This window comes from Brevundimonas sp. FG128 (genome assembly GCF_057809775.1).
The window spans coordinates 65,103-81,696 of sequence record NZ_JBMDKP010000003.1 but is presented as its reverse complement, the minus strand read 5'-3'; the positions used below and the strand labels follow the sequence as shown (position 1 = coordinate 81,696).

Below are 16,594 nucleotides of genomic sequence, written 5' to 3'. Positions count from 1 at the left end.
CATGAGACGTCTTATCGGCCGGTTCCTGCGTGACGAGGACGGCGCCACAGCCATCGAATACGGCCTGATCTGCGCCCTGCTCTTTCTGGGGATCGTCGCTTCAGTCAGCGCGCTGGGCAACGCCAATACGGGCGGTTTCGCCGTGACGGTCGGCAAGCTGACCGCCGCCATGAAGGCTGCGATCGGCGGCTAGACCGGCTCTTCGCCCGTCATCTCCTTCACGCCCAGGGCGTCGGCGAGGCGGGTCTTGGCGGAGCCGCGCGCAAGGGGTTTCTGCTGGCTCTCGTGCGGTTTCCAGCCGGCCAGGTGGATGATCTCGAACGTCGCCGGGATGCGGCCGTCGGCCTGGGCGTGGCGTTCGGCGTAGAGGGCGGCGGCGCGCGCGACGATGCGGCGGCTGAGCGGCCGGACCGAACCGTGCAAGACATTGGTCTCGCCCATGGCGCGCAGGTCGCGGATCAGGGCGAACAGGTCGGCGTAGCGGACGGTGAACCGGTCCACGTCGGAGACGGGCAGAGCGAAGCCTGCGCGCTGCAGCAAGGCCGCGCCGTCATAGCCGTCAGCGAAGGGCGAGACGCGGGCCTGGGCGCCGCCGCGCTCTTCCAGCTCGACCTCGGTCAGGACGGCGCGCAACTCCTTCAGCGTGCCCGCGCCGAACAGGGTGCCGATGAACAGGCCGTCGGGCTTCAGCGCGCGCCGGATCTGGGCCAGGGCGCCGGGCAGGTCGTTGGCCCAGTGCAGGGTCAGCAGCGAGACGATCAGATCGGTGGAGCCGTCCGCCAGCGGCAGGGGGCCGGCCCCCGGCGCCGCGCGCTGGGCCAGGGAGGCGGGCGTCAGGATAGGGCCGACGCGGTCGGCGGCGTCGCTGGAAAGCACCGCGCGTTCAAACACCCCTGGATGGGCGGACAGATCGACCGCAACGGGAAAATCGCGCAGTATGGCTTCCAGGCTCTCGGCGGCGTTGGCGGCGGCGCGGGCGTGCAGGAAGTCGGCCTGGTCGAAACGGGCGGCGGACCGCGCCAGCCGCGCCTGACGCCGGACGGGGTCGAAGATGCGCGGGGGGCCTTCGGAAGGGGATTGGGGGGCGGTCATGGATCAACAGGATGGGGGCTGGCGGCGCGCCTGGGAAGGGGCGGGGCGACAGTTGCGTGGGGCGGGACGCGGGTTGGCGGACCTGATCCTGCCGCCGATGGCGCACGACAGCCGCGAGGCGACGGCCGCCGCAGGCCTGACGCCCGACGCCTGGAGCCGGATCCGGTTTCTGGAGGCGCCGGTCTGCGACGGGTGCGGGGCGGCGTTCGAATATGACGGCGGCGCCTTTGCGGACAGCCGCTGCGCCGCCTGCCTCGCCCAGCCCTACGCCTTTCAGCGGGCGCGGGCGGCGTGTCTGTATGACGAGGCGTCGCGAGGGCTGATCCTGCGCTACAAACACGGCGACCAGCAGCAGTTCGCCCCGCTGTTCGCGCGCTGGATCGGCCGGGCGGCCGCCGAGCTGATTGAGGAGGCCGATGTGGTCGCGCCCGTGCCCCTGCACCGGTTTCGCCTGCTGTCGCGCCGGTTCAACCAGGCGGCGGAGATCGCCCGGCCGCTGGCCCGGACCGCGCGGCTGGACTATCTGCCCGACGCCCTGGTGCGGACCAGCCATACGGCCAGCCAGGGCGGCAAGAGCCGGCGGGGACGGCGGCTGAACGTCAAAAAGGCCTTTGCGACGACCGAGGAGGGGCGTCGCCGGATCAAGGGGCGGCGGGTGTTGCTGATCGACGACGTCCTGACCACCGGCGCGACCGGAGAGGCCTGCGCGCGGGCCCTGATGGAGGCCGGCGCCCGCGCGGTGGACCTGGCCGTCATCGCGAGGGTGCGAAACGCGCGTGAACTTATTATGTAAGGGGACCCCGGCGCCCGGCGGCCGTTCGCCGCCGAAAGCGCCCCCTGTTCCGGAGATCGAACCTTGGCCGACGTCGTCATCTACACCAAGCCTGGCTGCCCCTACTGCTTCAGCGCAATGTCGCTGCTGAAGAAGAAGGGCGTGGACTATACCGAGATCGTCGCCTCCAACGATCCCGCCAAGAAGGCCGAGATGGTCGAAAAGTCGGGCGGCCGCATGACCTTCCCGCAGATCTTCATCGCCGGACAGCATGTCGGCGGCTCCGACGAGGTCCATGCGCTGGATCGCGAAGGCAAGCTCGACGCCTTGCTGGCGGCCTGATCCCATGAGCGGGCTCGACATCGCCCTGATCCAGACCCGTACGCCGGCGACGGCCGAGGCGGCGCTGGCCCATGTCGAGCCCCTGATCCGCGAGGCGGCGGCAAGCGGCGCCCGGTTCATCCTGACGCCCGAGGCGACCAATGTGCTGGAGCAGCGCCGCGACCACCGCGACGCCGCCATCACCGACGAGGACGCCGATGTCGCCGTACTGGGCCTGCGCCGGCTGGCGGCGGAACTGGGCGTCTGGCTGCTGATCGGCTCGGCCATCGTGCGGTCGGGCCGTTCGGGCGACGACCGGGCGGCCAACCGGGCGCTGCTGATCGATGCGGCGGGCGGGATCGTCGCCCGGTACGACAAGCTGCACGTCTTCGACGTCGATCTGCCCAACGGCGAGCGCTACCGCGAGAGCGCGACGGTGCGGCCCGGCGACGGGGCGATGGTCGCCGACACCCCCTGGGGCCGGCTGGGCCTGAGCATATGCTACGACATCCGTTTTCCGCATCTGTATCGCCAGCTGGCCAAGGCGGGGGCGTCGATGATAGCCGCGCCCGCCGCCTTCACCGCCCCGACCGGCGAGGCGCACTGGGAGACTTTGCTGCGGGCGCGCGCCATCGAGACGGGCGCCTTCGTCCTGGCCCCGGCGCAGGGCGGACTGCACGAGGACGGCCGGCGGACCTGGGGGAGGTCCACCGTCGTCGGGCCGTGGGGCGAGGTGATCGCCAAGGCGGATCACGACGAGCCTTGTATCGTGACAGCGAAGCTGGACATGGAGGCGGTCGCCCGCGCCCGCGCGGCGGTGCCCGCCCTGACCCATGACCGCGATTTCCTGCCTGTTCCCTGAGGCGCCCATGATCCGCTACGCCCTGAGATGCGACCTGGCCCACGGGTTCGAGGCCTGGTTCGGCTCATCGTCCGACTATGACGACCAGGCGGCGCGTGGGCTGGTGGAATGCCCGTTCTGCGGCTCGCGCGCCGTCGACAAGGCGGTCATGGCCCCGGCCGTCAGCGGCGCGCGCAAGGCCGATCCGGCAGCAGACGTCGCCGCCCGGATGCAGACGGTGATGATGGCGGCGGCCCGAGAAGTCCGCGCCCATGTCGAGGCCAACTTCGACTATGTCGGCGACAGCTTCGCCCGCGAGGCCCGCGACATTCACGAGGGCAAGTCCGAGAAGCGCGAGATCTATGGCGAGGCGACGCCGGCTGAGGTGAGGAAGCTGAAGGACGACGGCGTGCCGGTCTCGGCCCTGCCCGACGCGCCGATCGATCCGGCCAAGGTGAACTGATGACCCTGCACTGGCGTCCCATGCGGCCGGGCGACATCGAGGCCGTGGTCGAGGTGGCGCGAGTGTCGTTTCCGGATCATTTCGAGGATCGGGCCTGTTTCCAGAACCGGCTGGCGCTGTATCCACGCGGCTGTTTCGTGCTGGCGGACGGCGACGCCCCCGCACAGGGCTATCTGATCGCTTATCCGTGGCGAGCCGAAAGCGCGCCGCCGCTGAATACGGTGATCGAGGGGCTGCCGGCCGATCCGGACCTGATCTATCTGCACGACCTGGCCCTGCATCCCGAGGCGAGGGGGGGCGGCGTGGCCGGCGCCGTCGTCGAGCGGCTGGCCGAACAGGCGGCCGAGGACGGCTGGCCCGCCATCGCCCTGGTCGCGGTCAACGACGCGGTCGGTTTCTGGGTCAGGCATGGCTTTCAGCCCCGCGAAGTCGTGGGCATGGAGGAAAAACTCGCCAGCTACGGGGCCGACGCCCGCTATATGGTGCGTGACCTGCAAGACGCGTGAGCGGGGTGTCCCGCCGGCCGTCTTGACGCCTGCTCTGGTGTTTCTGTCCACATGGCTGTAAGAGGCGCGCGCCTCCCGCATGCCTTTTCATGACCAGCGGCCGCCCGTATGCCGGCCGCGCCTTTACGCGATTATCAAATGAACCTGCGCAACGTCGCCATCATCGCCCACGTCGACCATGGCAAGACCACCCTGGTGGATCAGCTGCTCGCCCAGTCCGGCGTCTTCCGAGCCAATGAGGCGACGACCGAGCGCGCCATGGACTCCAACGACCAGGAAAAAGAGCGTGGCATCACCATCCTGGCCAAGTGCACCTCGGTGCTCTGGAACGGCAAGGCCGGTGAAACCCGCATCAACATCATCGACACCCCCGGCCACGCCGACTTCGGCGGCGAAGTCGAGCGCATCCTGGGCATGGTGGACGGCTGCGTCATCCTGGTCGACGCCGAAGAGGGCGTCATGCCCCAGACCAAGTTCGTCCTGACCAAGGCGCTGAAGATGGGCCTGCGCCCGATCCTGTGCATCAACAAGGTCGACCGCGCCCACGCCGATCCGGACCGCGTCCACAACGAGACCTTCGACCTGTTCGCCGCCATCGGCGCGACGGACGAGCAGCTGGACTTCCCGCACATCTACGCCTCGGGCCGCAACGGCTGGGCGACGATGGATCTGAACCAGCCCAACGACAACCTGGCCCCGCTGTTCGACCTGATCGTCGATCACGTCCCGCCGCCCAAGGTGCAGGACAACAAGGACAAGCCGTTCCAAATGCTGAACGTGCTGATCGAATCCGACCCCTTCCTGGGCCGGATCCTGACCGGCCGGATCGAGAGCGGCAAGGCCGTTCCCGGCATGGCGATCCACGCCCTGGACCGTGAAGGCAAGGAAATCGAGCGCGGCCGGATCACCAAGGTCCTGGCCTTCCGCGGCCTGAAGCGTCAGGCCCTGGACGAGGGTTCGGAAGCGGGCGACATCGTCGCCATCGCCGGCATGTCCAAGGCGACCGTGGCCGACACCCTGTGCGCCATGGAAGTCACCGACGCCCTGCCGGCCCAGCCGATCGATCCGCCGACCATCTCCATGACCGTCTCGGTCAACGACAGCCCGCTCGCCGGTCGCGAAGGCGACAAGGTCCAGTCGCGCGTCATTCGCGACCGTCTGCTGAAGGAAGCCGAGGCCAACGTCGCCATCCGCGTCACGACCACCGAAGGCGGCGACGCCTATGAGGTCGCCGGCCGTGGCGAACTGCAGCTGGGCGTTCTGATCGAGAACATGCGCCGCGAAGGCTTCGAGGTCTCGATCTCGCGTCCGCGCGTGGTCTTCCAGGAAGGCCCCAACGGCGAGAAGATGGAGCCCATCGAAGACGTCATGATCGACGTCGACGACGAGTTCTCGGGCATCGTCATCGAGAAACTGTCGGCCCGTAAGGCCGAAATGACCGACATGGGGCCGTCGGGCGCCGGCAAGACCCGCATCAGCCTGAAATGCCCGTCGCGCTCGCTGATCGGCTATCAGGGCGAGTTCCTGACCGACACGCGCGGTTCGGGCGTGCTGAACCGGGTCTTCAGCCACTACGAAGGCTACAAGGGCGCGATCGCCGGCCGTCTGAAGGGCGTGCTGATCTCGAACTCGGACGGCGACACCGCCGCCTTCGCCCTGTGGAACCTGGAAGATCGCGGCATCATGTTCGTCGGCGCCGGCGAGAAGACCTATCAGGGCATGATCATCGGCGAGAACGCACGCTGGGACGACCTGGACGTCAACCCGATCAAGGGCAAGCAACTGACCAACGTCCGCGCCTCCGGCAAGGACGAGGCCGTGCGCCTGACCCCGCCGCGCCAGATGTCGCTGGAACAGGCCATCGCCTATATCGACGACGACGAGCTGGTCGAGGTGACGCCGAAGTCCATCCGCCTGCGCAAGCAGACGCTGAACCCGTCGTTCCGCAAGAAGCGCGTTCGCCCCGAGTAATCCTGCACTGACGCGAAGGGGGATGCGGCCTATAGGTGGCTGACATGACCGTTTCGCCCAGTCTGGATGACCGCCTTGACGAGGCCGCCCGCGCGGACGATCCGCGCGCGGCGGTCTCTGTCGTTTTGCGCGAGACCTATGACGCCGCCCGCGCCCGCGCCGAGCGCCGGCTGGACGCGGGCGGAAACGGGCGCGACGTGGCGCGCCTGTACGCCGCCGCCGCCGACGAGATGCTGGCCAGCCTGTGGCGGGTCGCGACCCAGACGCTGTGGCCGATCTCAGCCGTCGAGAGCGAGCGGCTGTCGCTGGTGGCGGTCGGGGGCTACGGCCGGGGCGTTCTGGCGCCCCATTCCGATCTGGACCTGCTGTTTCTGCGCTCCTCGAAGGCGACGCCGCGCGGCGAGCGGGTGATCGAATTCGTCCTCTATGTGCTGTGGGACCTTGGCGCGAAGGTCGGGGCCGCCGTGCGGTCGGTCGAGGAATGCCTGACCCTGTCGCGCACCGACATGACGGTGCGCACGACCCTGCTGGAGGCGCGGCCCCTGGCGGGAGACCAGGCCCTGGCCGAACTGATGGTCGGGCGGTTTCGCGACATGGTGTCCAAGTCGGACCCGCGCCCCTTCATCGCCGCCAAGCTGGAGGAGCGCGCCGTCCGCCACCAGAAGGCGGGGGTGACCCGCTACAAGGTCGAGCCCAACGTCAAGGACGGCAAGGGCGGGCTTCGCGACCTGAACACCCTGTACTGGATTGCACGGTCCCTGGCGCCCGAGAGCCGGCTGGGGGCGACGGTGATGGACGAGCTGTTCACCCCGCGCGAGCGGCGCACCTCGGACGAGGCGTTCGACTTCCTGTGGCGGGTGCGGATCCATCTGCATCTGATCGCGGGGCGGGCCGAGGAAAAGCTGACCTTCGACATGCAGCCCGAGGTGGCCCGCCGGATGGGCTGGCGCGGGCGGGGCGACGAGCCGGCGGTGGAACGGTTCATGCGCCGATACTTTCTGGTCGCCCGCGATGTCGGCGCCCTGACCCGCGCCATGTCCGCCAAGCTGGAGGCGCGCCACCAGAAGACGGCGCAGGGGCTGTCGCGCCTGATGACGCCGTTCCGGCCGGCGCGGCGCAAGATGGAGGTCGAGGGGTTCTGGATCGACCAGGGGCGGCTGTCGGTCGAGGGGCCGGAGGTGTTCGCCGCCGACCCGGTCAAGCTGCTGGCCCTGTTCGTCTGCGCCGACCGGCACGACCTGGACCTGCACCCCGACGCCTTTTCGGCCGTGACGCGGTCGCTGTCGCTGGTGACGCCCCGGCTGAGGCGCGATCCGGCGGCGACGCGGGCCTTTCTGGACATTCTGGCGCACGGGCAGCGGCCCTATCGCGTCCTGACGATCATGAACGAGACGGGGCTCTTGGGTCGGTTCCTGCCCGAATGGGGGCGGATCGTCGGCCAGACCCAGTTCAACATGTACCACGCCTATACGGTGGACGAGCACACGCTGCAGGCCATCGGCATCATCAACGACATCGCGCGCGGCAAGCTGAAGGGCGACCATCCGATGGCGTCGGAGATCGTGCACCTGATCTCGGACATGGAAGCCCTGATGCTGGGCATGCTGCTGCACGACGTGGGCAAGGGCGGCGAGCGGGGGCAGCTGGAGGACGGCGCCATCGCCGCGCGCCGGGCCTGCGAACGGCTGGGCGTCGATCCGCGCCGCATCGAACTGGTGGTCTGGCTGGTGCGCAGCCATCTAGCGCTGTCGGACTATGCGCAGAAGCGCGATCTGTCCGATCCGGCCACGGTCCGCGCCTTCGCCGAACTGGTGGGCGATCCCGAACGGCTGCGGATGCTGCTGGTGCTGACCGTGGCCGATATCCGGGCGGTGGGGCCGGGGGTGTGGAACGGCTGGAAGGGGCAGTTGATGCGCACCCTCTACAACCAGGTCAACGCCCTGTTCCGAGGCGAGGACGTGGCGCGCGAGGATCCCCTGGCGGCGCATCCGGCGCTGGTCCAGCGGGCGCGCGAGAACGGCGCCGCAGCCGAGGCCTCGCCCACCGCCCCGGTCGAGGGTCTGGCGGTCCAGACCACCGAAATCTCCATCGCCGCGATCGACCGAGCGGGCCTGTTCGCGGACCTGGCGCAGACAATGGCGGCCCTGGGCGCAGACGTGACCGACGCACGGGTGGCGACGCTGGACGGGGTGGTGCTGGACGTGTTCCGCGTTCAGGACGGGGCGGGCCTGCCCTATGGCCAGGCCGAGCCGCGACGGCTCAAGGCCCTGGTCGAGGCGCTGGAGAAGGCCGCGCGCGGCGACGGCCGCATCGGCAAGGCGCCCGACCCCGCCGGCAACGCCCGCAAGGCCGCCTTCGAGGTGCGCCCCGTGGTCATGGTCGATCACCACGCCAGCGAGAGCGCCACCGTGGTCGAGGTGTCCGGCGCCGACCGGCCCGGCCTGCTGGCGGCCCTGTCGCGCGTATTCAACGACGAGGGGCTGAACATCCGTTCGGCCCACGTCGCCAGCTATGGCGAGCGGGCGGTCGACAGCTTCTATGTCGTCGATGGAAAGGGGCGCAAGGTGACCTCCGAACAGCGGATCGCCGAACTGCGCACCGCCCTGGAAGCCGTGCTGGACAGCCGCGCCCCGGCCCCCGCCGGCCGCAAGGTCGCCTCGGCCCGCGCCAGCGCCCGCGACGTCTCCGACCTGGGCCGCCGCACCCGCGCCAAGCCCGTATCGCCGGCCGCGCAAGCGCGCTAAGCGTCCCTCCTTTCCAGTCCTTCGCCGCCGGTCCGCATGAGCCTCGCCCGCAACACCCTGGTGCAAGCCAGCCTGACCCTGGGAAGTCGCATACTGGGTTTCGCCCGCGACCTGTTCCTGTCGGCGCGGTTCGGCCAGGGGCCGATGATGGACGCCTTCACCACCGCGCTGATGCTGCCCAACATGTTCCGCCGCCTGTTCGCCGAGGGCGCCTTCGCCCAGGCCTTCGTGCCGATCTATGGCGGGGTGCGGGCGCGCGAGGGCGAGGCGGCGGCGGCCGTCACGGCGTCGGAGGCGCTGAGCTTCATCTTCGCGGTGGTGGCGGCCTTCTGCATCGTATTGCAGGTCGCCATGCCGTGGATCATGCCCTGGCTGCTGTCGGCCTGGCGCGACGACGACGCGGTGATGCGCGCTGCGGTGACGGCGGCTCAGCTGACCATGCCCTATCTGGCCTGCATGACCATAGCGTCGCTGCTGTCGGGCGTGCTGAACACCGGCGGGCGGTTCGCCCTGTCGGCGGGCGTGCCGGTTTTCCTGAACCTGTGCACCCTGGTCCCGCTGATGGCCCCCAGCGTCGTACCGATGGCCCAACCCGAGATCCTGATGGCGGTCAGCGCGGCGGTGACCGTGTCGGGGGTGGTCCAGGCGGCGTTGCTGTGGTGGGGCGTGCGCCGTCTCGGCGTGGGGATCAGCCTGTCGTGGCCGCGTCTGACGACCGGGGTCAAAAAGACGCTGGCGCTGGCCATTCCCGGTGTGCTGGCCGGGGGCGCCTTCCAGATCAACTCCCTGGTCAGCCAGTTCCTGGCCGGGTCGAACGAAGGGGCGCGGTCGGTGCTGTACAACGCCGACCGGCTGTACCAGCTGCCGCTGGGCCTGGTGGGGGTGGCGCTGGGCCTGGCCCTGGTGCCGCGGTTGACGCGGGCCTTCGTCTCGGGCGACCACGAGGGCGGACGCCGGACGATGGACGACGGACTGGGTCTGGCGCTGGCCTTCGCCCTGCCGGCGGCTGTGGCCCTGTTCGTCATTCCCTTCTTCATCATCGACGCCACGGTGACGCGCGCGGCCTTCACCTCCGCCGATGCGGCGCGGACCGCCGACGTGTTGCGCCAGTTCGCCTGGGGGGTGCCGGCCTTCGTCCTGGTCAAGGTGCTGACCCCGCCGTTCTTCGCGCGTCAGGACACGCGCCGGCCGATGATCTTCGCCGTAACCTCGGTGATCCTGACCGTGGTGCTGGGATCGGCCCTGTTCTTCTGGTTCGGGTCGCGGGGCTGGGACGGGGTTCTGGGCCTTGCCATCGCCACCAGCATCTCCGCCTGGGTGAACGTCGCGCTTCTGGCCGGCACGCTGATCCGCGAAGACAGCTGGCGGCCGTCTGCGGCCTTCGTGTCGCGCTTCTCGCGCATCGTCGCCGCCAGCCTGGTCATGGCCGGCCTGCTGTTCGCCGCCAGCCTCGGCTATCCGGTACTCAGCCGGTTGTTCCTGGCCAAAGAGGCGGCGGTGCTGATCGTCTGCGCGGCCGGTGCAGGGGTCTATGGCGTCTGTCTGCTGGCCTTCCGCGCCGTCACCCTGTCGGAACTCAAAGGGACGCTGCGGCGCGAGCCGGGCGCCGGGCCGGTGTCCGGCCTGGATTGAGGTCTGGACGGCAAGGGGCCGAGGCGATAAGCGCGAGCCATGATCCTTTCGGGCCCGATCCTCGACCGGCGATGGTGCGGCTGAACCGCCGCACCCTTCGCCACGCCTGACCCCGACTTTTCGAGACCCGATTTCATGACCGACCAAACCCCGCCGACCGCTGCTCCGGCCTATGACGGCCCGCGCCGCATCCTGTCCGGCATCCAGGCCTCGGGCGCCCTGCACCTGGGCAACTATCTGGGCGCGCTGAAGCGGTTCGTCGAACTGCAGGACCAGGGCGCGCCGGTCTTCGTCTTCGTCGCCGACCTGCACGCCATCACGGTCTGGCAGGAGCCCGAGAAGCTGGCGGCCCAGACGCGCGAGATCGCCGCCGCCTATCTGGCCTCGGGCCTGGATCCGGCCAAGTCGATCATCTTCCCGCAATCGGCCGTGCGCGCCCACGCCGAACTGGCCTGGATCTTCAACTGCGTCGCCCGCCTGGGCTGGCTGGACCGGATGACCCAGTTCAAGGAGAAGTCGGGCAAGCACAAGGAGCGGGCCTCGGTCGGCCTCTATACCTATCCCGTGCTCCAGGCCGCCGACATCCTGCTGTACAAGGCCACGGAAGTGCCGGTCGGCGAGGACCAGAAACAGCATCTGGAACTGACCCGCGACATCGCCGCCAAGTTCAACAACGACTTCGGCGTGCCCGGCTATTTCCCGGTGCCGGAGCCGATCATCCAGGGGCCGGCGACGCGCGTCATGAGCCTGCGCGACGGGGCGGCCAAGATGTCCAAGTCGGATCCGTCGGACAACAGCCGCATCAACCTGACCGACGACGCCGACACGATCGCGTCCAAGATCAGGAAGGCCAAGACCGATCCCGAGCCCCTGCCGGAAACCCTGGACGGGTTGAACGACCGGCCCGAGGCTAAAAATCTGGTGGCCATCTACGCCGCCCTGGCCGGCCTGACGCGCGAACAGGTGATCGCACAGTTCGGCGGTCAGGGCTTCGGCGCCTTCAAGCCTGCGCTGGCGGATCTGGCGGTGGCGTCGCTCGCCCCCGTCACGGCCGAGATGCGCCGGCTGATGGATGATCCCGCAGAGATCGACCGGGTGCTGAAGGACGGCGCCGAACGGGCGGCCGAGGTGGCCGATCCGGTGGTGGACGAGGTCAAGAAGATCGTGGGCTTCTGGCGGGCGTAAGGCCCTCGGCGGTTTTCGGCTGCGACATCGTCGGAACCCGTTCCGCTCACGCTTTGACCGGACTAGAAGCGCGGCCATGAACCACCCGCTCGACCGCGCCGTCTGGAACGCCCTGGATACTAGGCTGTCCGCCTTCACGACGCCGGATTCCGACGCGCGCGCCGTGCGGATCGATCCCGAGGTGGGGGTCTTCCTGTCCGCCGCCGACGCCTCGCGCGAAAGCCGTGCGCACCTGACCGAACTGGCGCGCCGCCATCCGGGAGCGAGCCTGGTCGAGCGCGCCGACGGGCCGATGGCCGAGGTCCTGCCCGACGGGATCGCGGTCGAGCGGCGCATCGCCCTGGTGCAGATGACCGCGACCGCCTTGACGCCCGCGCACGCGCCCGACATCGCCTTCGAGACCCTGGCCGAGGCCGACGCCCCGGCCATGCTGGCCCTGGCGACCCTGACCCGGCCCGGCCCGTTCCGATCGAAGACCCGCGAACTCGGCCCCTTCATCGGGATCAAGCAGGACGGCGAACTGGTCGCCATGGCGGGGCGGCGGCTGAGGGTGGAGGGTTTCACCGAGCTGAGCGGGGTCTGCACCCATCCGGATCATCGCGGCCAGGGCTATGCGGCGGCGCTGTCGCGCCTGATCGTCGGCGAGATCCACGCCACGGGCGAGGCCGCCTTCCTGCACGCCTTCGCCGACCACGACGGGACCATCGCCTTCTATCGGTCGCTGGGCTTCGAAATCCGCGCGCCGATGACCTATACCATTCTGGCCGAATAGACTGGCCAACAGACGGGGAGACCGACATGGGCGTGTACGAAGCCAGGATCGCCTGGAGCCGGGGCGACCAGCCCTTCCTCGACAAGCGTTACAGCCGCGCCCATTCCTGGACCTTCGACGGCGGCGCGGTCGTCCCGGGGTCGTCGGCGCCGGTCAGCGTGCCCGTGCCGATGTCGGATCCCGCTGCGGTCGATCCGGAGGAGGCGATGATCGCCTCCCTGTCCAGCTGCCACATGCTGTGGTTCCTGGCCTTCGCCGTCAACGCCGGCCTGGTGGTGGATAGCTATATCGACGAGGCCTCGGGCAAGATGGGTAAAAACGAACAGGGACGCGGCTATATCGCCGAGGTGACCCTGCGCCCCTGCACCCGCTTTACCGGCCGCGCGCCGTCGCAGGAAGAGTTGGACGCCCTGCACCACCAGGCTCACGAGCATTGCGAAATGGCCCATTCGGTCCGGGCTGTGATTACGGTCGAGGCGACCATCGGCTGAAGTCTGATGCGAAAGCCGGAGCACCTTGACTCCACGCGCTTCGGTTGAGAAATACACCCCTTGTGGGGGAAGTAAGATGTCCAATCAAAGCGGCCTGAGCGCCGATACGCAGGCCTTGATGGCGTTCGAAGCCAGCAAGAAGTCCGCTGGCGTCGCCTATCTGCTCTGGTTTTTCACCGGGAGCGTGGGCGGGCATCGTTTCTACCTTGGCCGCACCGGATCCGCCGTGGCCCAACTCACTCTCTGCCTGACCGGCATATTGCTCGCTGTGGTGGTCGTCGGATTCTTCTTGATCGCTGCTCTGGCGGTTTGGCTGCTGATCGATCTGTTCACCATCGGCGGCATGGTCGAAGAACAAAATCGAAAGCTGATGGACCGCCTCAATGTGGGCACGAAACCCCAAGAGTCCGTCGTCGATGAGCTGGCTAAGTTTGCGACATTGCGGGATAGCGGCGCCATTTCGCAGGACGAATACGAAGCGCAGAAGCGACGCCTGATAGGCGTCCCCGTCTGACGCCTATCGCGTCTCCTCCTCGATCAGGGAGCGGAACAGGCCGTGGGCGGCGATCATGCCGTCGGAGGTCGCCAGGGTGATGTTGGAGGCCGCGCGCGCGAGATCGCCGGCGGCGAAGACGCCCGGCTGGGTCGTCGCCTGCAGGGCGTCCACCTTGATCACCCGGCCCATGGGCGTGTCGGTCATCTCGCAGCCCAGACGTTCGGCGAAGGGACTGGCGACGCGGACGCTGGCGCCGACGAAGATGGCCTTCAGCGGAACGAACCGCCCGTCGGTCAGCCGCGCCCCGGCCAGGGCTGGAGCCTCGCCCTCCAGCCGTGCGATGGGCGTCGGCTCGATGGTCACGCCGCGCCGGTCCAGCAGATGGGCGTCCTCGGGCGACAGGCCGACGTCCATATCCATGAACAGGGTGACATCACCCCATTCGGCGACGGTGACCGCATACTGGACCGCGTGGTCGCCGCGCCCCAGCACGCCGATGGGCCCGCCGCCGATCTCGTAGCCGTGGCACCAGGGGCAGTGCAGGGCGGTGCGGCCCCAGCGGTCCTTCACCCCGGGAATATCGGCCAGTACGTCCTCGACCCCGTGCGACAGCAGCAGCCGGCGCCCTGTGGTGCGCGTGCCGTCGGCGAAGGCGACCGAGAAGCCGTCGTCGATCCGCTCCACCGCGACCGCCTCGGCCATGCGGAAGGCGGCGGTGGGATAGGCGGCGACCTGGGCGCGGGCGACGGCGGCGATCTCGGCCCCCGGCTTGCCGTCGTTTGTCAGGACGCCGTGGGAGCGGGCGGCGAAGCGGTTGCGCGGCCGCCCGTCGTCGATGACCAGCACCCGGCGCCGGGCGCGGACCAGCTGCATGGCGGCGGACAGGCCGGCGTAGGAGCCGCCGATGATCAGGGCGTCGTGGGGCCTGGGGTCACGCCGGGTGTCTGTGGTCATGGGGAGGGGTCCTGTTCGGATGGGCGGCCATCCGGCGCGAGAAGTCCGCCGCCAGATCGGCCAGGGTGATGTCGTTCAGCCGCGCGACCAGCAGGGCGCGGGCCGCGGCGTAGGTCTCGGCCAGGGCGTCGTTGACCGCCGCCTCGACCAGGCAGCCCTCGGCCTCGACGGGCGGAGCCGGCGGAAACAGATCGGCGCCCCCGAGGGCGGTGTTCACCTGGCCCAGGGTCACCTGATCCAGCGGCCGGGCCAGACGCCAGCCGCCGCCATGGCCCCTTTCGGACGCCACCAGCCCCTGTTCGCGCAGGCCCGCCATGGTCCGACGCACCACCACCGGATTGGTGGACAGGCAGAGCGCCAACTGGTCCGACGTCATGGGGCCACCCGTTCTGGCCTCATGGTCGGCCATGTGCAGCAGGGCGTGGAGGATGTTGGAGAGGCGGGAGTCTCTTTTCATGTAACTTCAATTGTTACGTGATGGGGGGCGCGTCAAGCCTCGCCCGCCGGATTCTTTTCAGCCGTGCGGCGCGGCGTCGGTCAGGAAGGCGCGGAAGCGGGCCAGCGCTTCGTCCGCCAGGGCCGGGTCGTGGCGCATGGGGCCGTTGTTGGTGGGTTCGTCGAAGGCGTGGGTGCCCTCGGCGATCCAGCTTTCGACCTCGGCGCCGCAGTTGCGGATCATGGCGTTGACCTGTTCGGCGTTGCGCACCGTGGTCAGGTGATCGCGTCTGCAAGTGACGGCCAGCACCTTGGGGCAGTGGCGCCAGGGCTTCATCCGGTTGAAGGCGAACGGCCCGACGTAGGGGTAGGCCAGCCAGACCGCCCTGACGCCGGACAGGTCGGCCGAAGCGGGATCGGCGACCCCGACCGTGTTCGGATCGGGCGCGGCGCTCATCATCTCCATGATCGACCAGCCGCCGTGGCTCCAGCCCGCCAGAGCCAGTCGGGTCGCATCCACATCCGACCGGGCCGAGACGCCGTGGATGGCCGCCAGGACGTCGCCCGCCCGCTCATAGCCGCGAAAGGCCAGGCCGGTGCAGACCGCCGTCAAAGTGTAGCCACGGCCCCAGCCGCGCGGGGCGTAGGAATCGACGATGAAGGCCCGCCAGCCCGCCGCCTTGGCCGCCTCGGCGTATCGCGGCAGGTGACCGCGCAGGCCGCCGCAACCATGGAACAGTAGAACCGACGGCCGGGGCCGGTCGTCGTCGGGACCGACGACGGTGACATGGGGCTCCAGCCGGGCCCAGCGGCGCTTCAGATCGTCCATGCCGGATTTATGGCCGCAGCCTGCGCCCGAACGCCAGCCCCTTGCGTGGGACGTTATTCAGATATATCTAATCGCTCGTGAACAGATATATCGAAAAGGAAGAGATGATGCGATCCAAGGGGATCTTTGAAGGACGCCGCGACGGATGCGGTGAAAAACAAGGTCGCCATGGCGGCCACGGGTTCGGGCGCGGCTTCGGCCAAGGTTTTGGGCGGGCCATGCGCGGCGGACGCGGCGCGGACTTCGGGCCGGGCTGGGAAGGCGGCGAGGGGCGAGGTCACGGCCACGGTCGACGCGGCGGCGGGCGTCTGTTCGACCACGGAACCCTGCGCTGGGTGCTGCTGTCGCTGATCGCGGACAAGCCCAGCCATGGCTATGAGCTGATCAAGGCGGTCGAGACCCGGCTGGGCGGCGCCTATTCGCCCAGCCCCGGCGTCATCTATCCCAGCCTGACCCTGCTGGAAGAGATGGGCGCCCTGGATTCCGAGGCGCAGGGCGGCAAGAAACTGTATTCCATAACTGAGGCGGGCCGTGCGCTTCTGGCCGAGAACGCCGAGGTCCTGCGCGCCGCCGAGGCGACCATGGACAAGTTCGCCGCCCGCGCCCTGCGCCCGACCGCCATCCAGGACGCCATCGGCCGCCTGCGCCACGCCATCCATGCGCGCCTGACGGGCGAGACCGCCCTGACAGAGGCCCAGGTCCAGGCCATCGCCGCCATCCTGGCCGAGGCCGCCGACAAGGTGGAGACGGCATGAGCGACGGGCTTCGCATTTCCCGGCGGGTGCGACACGAACTGAAGTTCCGCACCCTGAGCGTCGCCTCGGTCCAGGACCTGACGCCCGGTCTTCGCCGCATCGTGCTGGAGGGGGCGGATCTGGCCGGTTTCGTCTCGCCGGGGTTCGACGACCATGTGAAGATCTTTCCCGCCGCCGACGGCCGGGCGCCGATCCTGCCGACCATGGGGCCGGACGGGCCTGTCTTCCCGAGCCGCGCCCGGTCGCCCGCGACTATACGCCCCGCGCCCATGATGCGGCGACGAACCGGCTGACGCTGGACTTCGTGACCGGCCACGGCGGGCCGGCGACCGAAT

Annotated in this window: 18 protein-coding genes and 1 pseudogene; 15 read left to right on the top strand and 4 right to left on the bottom strand. The window is 69.4% G+C overall.

Annotation, left to right across the window (positions count from 1 at the left end; genetic code table 11):
* Window position 1: 1 nt before the first annotated feature.
* The gene (locus ACODSC_RS08935) at window positions 2-193 is read left to right on the top strand and encodes a Flp family type IVb pilin (protein WP_488813553.1); all 192 of its coding nucleotides are present in this window, start codon (window positions 2-4) and stop codon (window positions 191-193) included.
* On the opposite strand, the gene ACODSC_RS08930 is transcribed toward ACODSC_RS08935, so the two are convergent.
* Window positions 190-1,092, bottom strand: a complete 903-nt coding sequence (locus tag ACODSC_RS08930; RefSeq protein WP_488813552.1) for a methyltransferase domain-containing protein — start codon at window positions 1,090-1,092, stop codon at window positions 190-192. The genes ACODSC_RS08935 and ACODSC_RS08930 overlap by 4 nt on opposite strands.
* Between ACODSC_RS08930 and ACODSC_RS08925 the strand changes: the two genes are divergently transcribed.
* The 12 genes from ACODSC_RS08925 to ACODSC_RS08870 all read left to right on the top strand — a co-directional run bounded on the left by ACODSC_RS08925 (window position 1,091) and on the right by ACODSC_RS08870 (window position 13,304).
* Window positions 1,091-1,885: a ComFC family protein gene (locus ACODSC_RS08925; protein ID WP_488813551.1), complete on the top strand. Its 795-nt coding sequence runs from the start codon at window positions 1,091-1,093 to the stop codon at window positions 1,883-1,885. The two genes, ACODSC_RS08930 and ACODSC_RS08925, sit on opposite strands and share 2 nt — an antisense overlap.
* A gap of 63 nt (window positions 1,886-1,948) precedes the next feature.
* Window positions 1,949-2,206 (top strand): glutaredoxin 3, encoded by a 258-nt coding sequence (grxC, locus tag ACODSC_RS08920; protein WP_488813550.1) that lies wholly within the window; start codon window positions 1,949-1,951, stop codon window positions 2,204-2,206.
* A 4-nt stretch (window positions 2,207-2,210) separates the two neighbouring features.
* Window positions 2,211-3,047, top strand: a complete 837-nt coding sequence (locus ACODSC_RS08915) for a carbon-nitrogen hydrolase family protein (RefSeq protein WP_488813549.1) — start codon at window positions 2,211-2,213, stop codon at window positions 3,045-3,047.
* A gap of 7 nt (window positions 3,048-3,054) precedes the next feature.
* Window positions 3,055-3,489 carry a DUF1178 family protein gene (locus tag ACODSC_RS08910; protein WP_488813548.1) on the top strand — a complete coding sequence of 145 codons (435 nt, stop codon included), beginning with the start codon at window positions 3,055-3,057 and terminating at the stop codon, window positions 3,487-3,489.
* Window positions 3,489-3,995, top strand: coding sequence for a GNAT family N-acetyltransferase (locus ACODSC_RS08905; protein ID WP_488813547.1), 507 nt, complete (start codon window positions 3,489-3,491; stop codon window positions 3,993-3,995). The genes ACODSC_RS08910 and ACODSC_RS08905 overlap by 1 nt, the downstream gene beginning before the upstream one ends.
* A 138-nt stretch (window positions 3,996-4,133) precedes the next feature.
* Complete coding sequence (gene typA, locus ACODSC_RS08900) at window positions 4,134-5,966, top strand: translational GTPase TypA (protein ID WP_488813546.1); 1,833 nt, start codon at window positions 4,134-4,136, stop codon at window positions 5,964-5,966.
* A gap of 44 nt (window positions 5,967-6,010) precedes the next feature.
* Complete coding sequence (gene glnD / locus ACODSC_RS08895) at window positions 6,011-8,710, top strand: [protein-PII] uridylyltransferase (RefSeq protein ID WP_488813545.1); 2,700 nt, start codon at window positions 6,011-6,013, stop codon at window positions 8,708-8,710.
* Between the two features lie 36 nt (window positions 8,711-8,746).
* Window positions 8,747-10,342: a murein biosynthesis integral membrane protein MurJ gene (gene murJ, locus ACODSC_RS08890; RefSeq protein WP_488813544.1), complete on the top strand. Its 1,596-nt coding sequence runs from the start codon at window positions 8,747-8,749 to the stop codon at window positions 10,340-10,342.
* 135 nt (window positions 10,343-10,477) lie between these two features.
* Window positions 10,478-11,527 carry a tryptophan--tRNA ligase gene (trpS, locus tag ACODSC_RS08885; RefSeq protein ID WP_488813543.1) on the top strand — a complete coding sequence of 350 codons (1,050 nt, stop codon included), beginning with the start codon at window positions 10,478-10,480 and terminating at the stop codon, window positions 11,525-11,527.
* A gap of 76 nt (window positions 11,528-11,603) precedes the next feature.
* Window positions 11,604-12,299, top strand: a complete 696-nt coding sequence (locus ACODSC_RS08880; protein WP_488813542.1) for a GNAT family N-acetyltransferase — start codon at window positions 11,604-11,606, stop codon at window positions 12,297-12,299.
* A 26-nt stretch (window positions 12,300-12,325) separates the two neighbouring features.
* A complete protein-coding gene (locus ACODSC_RS08875) occupies window positions 12,326-12,790 on the top strand; it encodes an OsmC family protein (protein ID WP_488813541.1) in 465 nt (154 codons plus the stop codon).
* Window positions 12,791-12,866: 76 nt separating this feature from the next.
* Window positions 12,867-13,304: an NINE protein gene (locus tag ACODSC_RS08870; protein ID WP_488813540.1), complete on the top strand. Its 438-nt coding sequence runs from the start codon at window positions 12,867-12,869 to the stop codon at window positions 13,302-13,304.
* A 3-nt stretch (window positions 13,305-13,307) separates the two neighbouring features.
* Here ACODSC_RS08870 and ACODSC_RS08865 read toward each other — a convergent pair whose 3' ends face one another.
* The 3 genes from ACODSC_RS08865 to ACODSC_RS08855 are packed head-to-tail and all read right to left on the bottom strand — an operon-like array spanning window position 13,308 to window position 15,504.
* Window positions 13,308-14,240: an NAD(P)/FAD-dependent oxidoreductase gene (locus ACODSC_RS08865; protein WP_488813539.1), complete on the bottom strand. Its 933-nt coding sequence runs from the start codon at window positions 14,238-14,240 to the stop codon at window positions 13,308-13,310.
* On the bottom strand, window positions 14,218-14,697 hold the full coding sequence (locus ACODSC_RS08860) for an Rrf2 family transcriptional regulator (protein ID WP_488813538.1): 480 nt from the start codon (window positions 14,695-14,697) through the stop codon (window positions 14,218-14,220). The genes ACODSC_RS08865 and ACODSC_RS08860 overlap by 23 nt, the downstream gene beginning before the upstream one ends.
* A 57-nt stretch (window positions 14,698-14,754) precedes the next feature.
* Window positions 14,755-15,504 (bottom strand): dienelactone hydrolase family protein, encoded by a 750-nt coding sequence (locus ACODSC_RS08855; RefSeq protein ID WP_488813537.1) that lies wholly within the window; start codon window positions 15,502-15,504, stop codon window positions 14,755-14,757.
* 218 nt (window positions 15,505-15,722) lie between these two features.
* Between ACODSC_RS08855 and ACODSC_RS08850 the strand changes: the two genes are divergently transcribed.
* The gene (locus ACODSC_RS08850) at window positions 15,723-16,259 is read left to right on the top strand and encodes a PadR family transcriptional regulator (protein ID WP_488813536.1); all 537 of its coding nucleotides are present in this window, start codon (window positions 15,723-15,725) and stop codon (window positions 16,257-16,259) included.
* A pseudogene (locus ACODSC_RS08845) lies at window positions 16,256-16,590 on the top strand (siderophore-interacting protein); the annotation flags it as partial. The gene ACODSC_RS08850 and the pseudogene ACODSC_RS08845, both read left to right, overlap by 4 nt.
* Between the last annotated feature and the right edge of the window lie 4 nt (window positions 16,591-16,594).

Coding starts and splice junctions, on each gene's coding strand:
- ACODSC_RS08935 (WP_488813553.1), top strand. CDS start 2: ATGAGACGTCTTATCGGCCGGTTCCTGCGTGACGAGGACGGCGCCACA.
- ACODSC_RS08925 (WP_488813551.1), top strand. CDS start 1,091: ATGGATCAACAGGATGGGGGCTGGCGGCGCGCCTGGGAAGGGGCGGGG.
- ACODSC_RS08930 (WP_488813552.1), bottom strand. CDS start 1,092: ATGACCGCCCCCCAATCCCCTTCCGAAGGCCCCCCGCGCATCTTCGAC.
- ACODSC_RS08915 (WP_488813549.1), top strand. CDS start 2,211: ATGAGCGGGCTCGACATCGCCCTGATCCAGACCCGTACGCCGGCGACG.
- ACODSC_RS08910 (WP_488813548.1), top strand. CDS start 3,055: ATGATCCGCTACGCCCTGAGATGCGACCTGGCCCACGGGTTCGAGGCC.
- ACODSC_RS08905 (WP_488813547.1), top strand. CDS start 3,489: ATGACCCTGCACTGGCGTCCCATGCGGCCGGGCGACATCGAGGCCGTG.
- typA (WP_488813546.1), top strand. CDS start 4,134: ATGAACCTGCGCAACGTCGCCATCATCGCCCACGTCGACCATGGCAAG.
- glnD (WP_488813545.1), top strand. CDS start 6,011: ATGACCGTTTCGCCCAGTCTGGATGACCGCCTTGACGAGGCCGCCCGC.
- murJ (WP_488813544.1), top strand. CDS start 8,747: ATGAGCCTCGCCCGCAACACCCTGGTGCAAGCCAGCCTGACCCTGGGA.
- trpS (WP_488813543.1), top strand. CDS start 10,478: ATGACCGACCAAACCCCGCCGACCGCTGCTCCGGCCTATGACGGCCCG.
- ACODSC_RS08880 (WP_488813542.1), top strand. CDS start 11,604: ATGAACCACCCGCTCGACCGCGCCGTCTGGAACGCCCTGGATACTAGG.
- ACODSC_RS08875 (WP_488813541.1), top strand. CDS start 12,326: ATGGGCGTGTACGAAGCCAGGATCGCCTGGAGCCGGGGCGACCAGCCC.
- ACODSC_RS08870 (WP_488813540.1), top strand. CDS start 12,867: ATGTCCAATCAAAGCGGCCTGAGCGCCGATACGCAGGCCTTGATGGCG.
- ACODSC_RS08865 (WP_488813539.1), bottom strand. CDS start 14,240: ATGACCACAGACACCCGGCGTGACCCCAGGCCCCACGACGCCCTGATC.
- ACODSC_RS08860 (WP_488813538.1), bottom strand. CDS start 14,697: ATGAAAAGAGACTCCCGCCTCTCCAACATCCTCCACGCCCTGCTGCAC.
- ACODSC_RS08855 (WP_488813537.1), bottom strand. CDS start 15,504: ATGGACGATCTGAAGCGCCGCTGGGCCCGGCTGGAGCCCCATGTCACC.
- ACODSC_RS08850 (WP_488813536.1), top strand. CDS start 15,723: ATGCGCGGCGGACGCGGCGCGGACTTCGGGCCGGGCTGGGAAGGCGGC.